Genomic DNA, 4,596 nt, shown 5'->3' with positions numbered 1-4,596 from the left:
CAGTACGTCAGAATTTACGCGTTGTTCGAACATAGTTCTGTCAGCTCTTTATTTCTAATACGCAAAATTTTCGAAGTATGCCTCCAACGCCTCCAGCTGTACGCTGGCATCCTCAATGGCGTTGAATGTGCGCCGAAACTGGTCATCTGGAGCGTGCTCCTGGAGATACCAGGAGACGTGTTTACGCGCAATTCGGTACCCTTTTGCCTGACCGTAAAAGTCGTGCAGTTCCCGAACGTGCGCGCAAAGTAAGCGCTTAACCTCTGCCAGAGGCAGGGGGGGCAGCAGCTCCCCAGAGTCCAGATAGTGCTGGATTTCCCGAAAGATCCAGGGTCTTCCCTGAGCCGCGCGACCGATCATCAAGGCATCAGCCCCTGTATAGTCGAGCACGGCTCTGGCTTTAAGCGGGTCAGTAATGTCACCATTCGCGATAACCGGAATGGAAACCTTCTGCTTAACTGCCCGAATGCTGTCGTATTCCGCGTCTCCGTTGAACAAACAGGCGCGAGTGCGTCCATGAATGGTCAGAGCCTGGATACCACAGTCTTCAGCCAGTTGGGCAATTTCTACACAGTTACGGTGCTCCGGCGACCAGCCGGTGCGAATCTTCAGCGTGACGGGGACCTCCACCGCTGCCACCACCGCCGTCAGGATCGACTTCACCAGATCGGGGTGCTGTAACAGGGCTGAACCTGCCAACTTGCGATTCACCTTTTTCGCCGGGCAACCCATATTAATATCAATAATCTGGGCACCGCTTTCCACGTTGATACGCGCGGCTTCCGCCATCTCTTCAGGAACGCTACCGGCAATTTGCACCGTGCGGATCCCTGGCTCATCAACGTGCACCATTCGCAAACGTGATTTGTCGCTCGCCCACACTTCCGGGTTAGAGGACATCATCTCGGATACGGTTAAACCTGCTCCCATCTCGTAGCACAGCGTCCTGAATGGCCTGTCGGTGATGCCTGCCATCGGTGCTGCGATCAGGCGATTTCTGAGCTGGTGGTGTCCGATTCGCATGAGTTAAGAAATGACCATACTGTGACTGCAAGGCGGCGTATATTACGCATTTTTTGCATGAGATGAAAGGCCAAACTTTGAACAATCCTCTGTTGCAGATCAAGGAATCGTAAGCAAGGTTGAGTGCAAGAAATAAATATCATTAGGAATCATGATTTTAAAGTAAATCGCACTTTTTTTAACCGCTAATATTTTCCTGAAAGTTATCCGTTTTTATTACATTCTTGACGGCTCTGACGGGATAATTCGCTGTTTTTATAAGCAAAAAAGCACTTTCGAATGCGATCGTGCTCTCATTTCTCATTATCGCTTTGGCGAATTTACAAACAAAAACGTGGCCCGTAGGCCACGCTGGAGAGATTACCTTTTCTGCCCGGTAATGCGGCACCACTCCTCTTTCTCCACCACCGGGTCGAGAGTGAAGCGGTCGGCGTAGGCTTCGCACACGCTCTCGGCCTGGCTGGCCAGAATACCCGATAGCCCTAACAGGCCACCGCTCACCGGCAGAACGCTAATCAGCGGGGCCAGCTCGCGTAGCGGCCCTGCCAGAATGTTGGCAACCACCACGTCGGCCTGCATCTCGCCAGGCTGATCCTGCGGCAGATAGAGCTCCAGGCGATCGGAGACGCCGTTACGTTCGGCATTGTCGCGGCTGGCCTGAATGGCCTGCGGATCGATATCGATGCCAATCGCCTTCGCCGCACCCAGCTTCAGGGCAGCAATCGCCAGAATGCCGGAGCCGCAGCCAAAGTCGATCACCGTTTTGCCCGCCAGATCGAGGCCGTCAAGCCACTGCAGGCACAGCGAGGTCGTGGGGTGCGTGCCAGTACCAAACGCCAGGCCTGGGTCGAGCATCACGTTAACCGCGTTGGCATCTGGCACTTCACGCCAGCTCGGGCAGATCCACAGGCGCTCGCCAAAGCGCATTGGGTGGAAGTTCTCCATCCACTCGCGCTCCCAGTCCTTATCTTCCAGCTGCTCGATTTTATGCACAAAGCCAGCCCCCAGCAGCGGGTGCCCCTCAAGAATAGCGACCACCTCGTTCATGTCCGTTTCGGCATCAAACAGGCCGATAACGTCCGTATCGCCCCACAGGCGGGTCTCACCCGGCAGCGGCTCAAATACCGGCGTATCGTGCGTATCCTGGAAGGTGATAGAGACCGCGCCCGCTTCCAGGAGGGCATCGCTCAGCTCTTCCGCATTGGCACCGGTCGTATTCAGTTTTAGTTGGATCCACGGCATGGCAAAACTCTTTATTTATCAATTGAAATAGCGTTGGCTTCCGGAGTAGGGTGACCGAAACGGTTTCCCACTACAAACGCCAGCAAACTTAACAGCAGCGACGGTACAATCGGGTGGAACCCGAGGTACTGAATATTAAAGGTTGCTAACAGGGCGTACAGCACGCCGCCGACAATCATCGCGCTCAGCGCCCCGGCAGCGTTAGCCCGCTCCCAGTACAGCCCCAGTACCAGCGGCCAGAGAAAAACTGCCTCCAGCCCGCCAAAGGCCAGCAGGTTCAGCCAGATAATCATCTCCGGCGGACGCCAGGCCGCCAGCAGCAGCAGCGCCCCCAGAATCAGCGTGATCGCCGACGACATCCGCTTCAGGCGGCGCTCGTTGTGGATCTGCTCCGGACGCAGGTTCAGGTAGAGATCTTTGATGATCGTAGCGGAACTTTGCAGCAGCTGCGCGTTGATCGTCGACATGATCGCCGCCATCGGCGCAGCGAGGAAGATCCCGGCGGCAAAGGGCGGCAATACTTTGACCATCAGGGTCGGGATCACCAGATCCGGTACCGTCAGGTCGGGGATTACCGCCCGGCCCAGCGCGCCCGCGAGGTGCATCCCGAGCATTAAAATCGCGACCACGACGGTGCCGATAATAATCCCCCGGTGTACCGCCTTGCTGTCCTTATAGGAGATGCAGCGCACGGCGGTATGCGGCAGGCCGATCACCCCGAAACAGACCAGCACCCAGAACGAGGTCATAAAGGTCGGGGAGAGGATATCGTCTGCACCCTGAGGGGTGACCAGCTGCGGATCGATATGTCGCAGGGTCTCTACGGCATGACCGAGACCGCCTGCCGCATGCACCACGCCAATCAGCAGCACGATGGTGCCGACAAGCATCACCATGCCCTGCATGGCGTCGTTGAGTACGCTGGCGCGAAAGCCGCCGTAGGCCGTGTAGAGCGCGATGCTGATACCAAAGATCAGCAGGCCGGTCTCATAGGGGATACCCGCCGCCGACTCCAGCAGCCGCGCGCCGCCGATAAACTGCACTGCCATCGCGCCGATAAACGCGACCAGCAGGCTAATACTTGCCAGCCATACCAGCAGGCGGCTCCGGTAGCGGCCAAACAGCATGTCGTTAAGGGTCACCGCGTTATAACGCCGCGCCAGAATGGCGAATTTCTTGCCCAGAATACCCAGCGACAGCCAGACCGCCGGTAGCTGGATCATCGCCAGCAGCACCCAGCCGAGGCCATATTTATACGCTGCGCCGGGACCGCCAATAAACGAGCTGGCGCTGATATAGGTGGCGGTCAGCGTCATCGCCAGCACCAGGCCGCCCATGGAGCGGCTGCCAAGGAAGTATTCGTTCAGAAACGTTCCCGTTTTACGCTGGCGCATGGCATAGACCGACAGACCAAACACCACCAGCAGATAGGCAACCAGAGGCAGGATCACTTCAAGCTGCATCATCATCCTCCAGCGGGATGTCGCGATAGATAAACTTTACCATTGCCCAACACAACAGAATAAACAGCAGCGGGATCAGCAGGCAGGCCATCTCAAACCAGTGCGGCAGGCCGGTAAAACCGGAATCTGAACCAGGTAAGTAAGCAGCCACTAACCATGCGGCAAGATAGAAAAGGGTAAGCCACAGCGCCCAGCGGGCCTCTTTGTGTGCCTGAACGAAACGTTGATCCATTATCGTTCCTCATAAACCAGCAAAGCGGGAATTGTACCCCAGAGAACTTTGCGATCCCCAGAAATAAAAAAGGGCCGGAAGATCCGGCCCTTGATGCGACAAGCGCGCTTATTTCTCGTTAAGACCGAGCTTCTTCTCCAGATAGTGGATGTTGGTGCCACCATGCTGGAAGTTCTCGTCGTTCATGATGCGGGTCTGCAGATCGACGTTGGTTTTGATGCCGTCGATGATCAGCTCCTGCAGGGCGTTCTTCATGCGGGCAATCGCCACGTCACGGTTCTCACCGAAGCAGATCAGCTTGCCGATCATGGAGTCATAGTACGGCGGTACGGTATAACCGGCGTAGATATGAGACTCCCAGCGCACGCCAAAGCCGCCCGGCGCGTGGAAACGGGTGATTTTGCCCGGGCTTGGCAGGAAGGTGTTCGGATCTTCGGCATTGATACGGCACTCGACCGCATGGCCTTTCACCACCACGTCTTCCTGTTTGATGGAGAGCGGCTGACCGGCAGCGATACGCAGCTGCTCTTTGATCAGATCCACGCCGGTGATCATCTCGGTAACGGGATGCTCAACCTGGATACGGGTGTTCATTTCAATGAAGTAGAACTCGCCGTTTTCGAACAGGAACTCAAA

The 4,596-nt window shown here is 56.4% G+C and carries 4 protein-coding genes and 1 pseudogene; all 5 read right to left on the bottom strand.

Going from position 1 to position 4,596, the window contains the following annotated elements; all coding sequences use genetic code 11:
* Positions 1-54: 54 nt before the first annotated feature.
* Positions 55-1,023 (bottom strand): tRNA dihydrouridine synthase DusB, encoded by a 969-nt coding sequence (gene dusB, locus RTM13_RS20125; RefSeq protein WP_042389979.1) that lies wholly within the window; start codon positions 1,021-1,023, stop codon positions 55-57.
* Between the two features lie 360 nt (positions 1,024-1,383).
* Positions 1,384-2,265, bottom strand: a complete 882-nt coding sequence (gene prmA / locus RTM13_RS20120; RefSeq protein ID WP_312214524.1) for a 50S ribosomal protein L11 methyltransferase — start codon at positions 2,263-2,265, stop codon at positions 1,384-1,386.
* A gap of 11 nt (positions 2,266-2,276) precedes the next feature.
* On the bottom strand, positions 2,277-3,728 hold the full coding sequence (gene panF / locus RTM13_RS20115) for a sodium/pantothenate symporter (protein WP_312214526.1): 1,452 nt from the start codon (positions 3,726-3,728) through the stop codon (positions 2,277-2,279).
* Positions 3,718-3,960 (bottom strand): YhdT family protein, encoded by a 243-nt coding sequence (locus RTM13_RS20110; protein ID WP_312214522.1) that lies wholly within the window; start codon positions 3,958-3,960, stop codon positions 3,718-3,720. Before RTM13_RS20110 ends, panF begins: the two co-directional genes overlap by 11 nt.
* 108 nt (positions 3,961-4,068) lie before the next feature.
* Positions 4,069-4,596, bottom strand: a pseudogene (locus tag RTM13_RS20105) (acetyl-CoA carboxylase biotin carboxylase subunit); the annotation flags it as partial.

It is taken from the genome of Pseudescherichia sp. (assembly GCF_031979925.1).
In the GTDB taxonomy this organism is placed as follows: domain Bacteria; phylum Pseudomonadota; class Gammaproteobacteria; order Enterobacterales; family Enterobacteriaceae; genus Pseudescherichia.
The sequence above is the reverse complement of the archived record's forward strand: the minus strand, read 5'-3'. Positions and strand labels throughout refer to the sequence as shown.

Bases quoted from the DNA above. Each gene is read 5' to 3' on its own strand.
- prmA (WP_312214524.1), bottom strand. From the start codon at position 2,265: ATGCCGTGGATCCAACTAAAACTGAATACGACCGGTGCCAATGCGGAA.
- panF (WP_312214526.1), bottom strand. From the start codon at position 3,728: ATGCAGCTTGAAGTGATCCTGCCTCTGGTTGCCTATCTGCTGGTGGTG.
- RTM13_RS20110 (WP_312214522.1), bottom strand. From the start codon at position 3,960: ATGGATCAACGTTTCGTTCAGGCACACAAAGAGGCCCGCTGGGCGCTG.
- dusB (WP_042389979.1), bottom strand. From the start codon at position 1,023: ATGCGAATCGGACACCACCAGCTCAGAAATCGCCTGATCGCAGCACCG.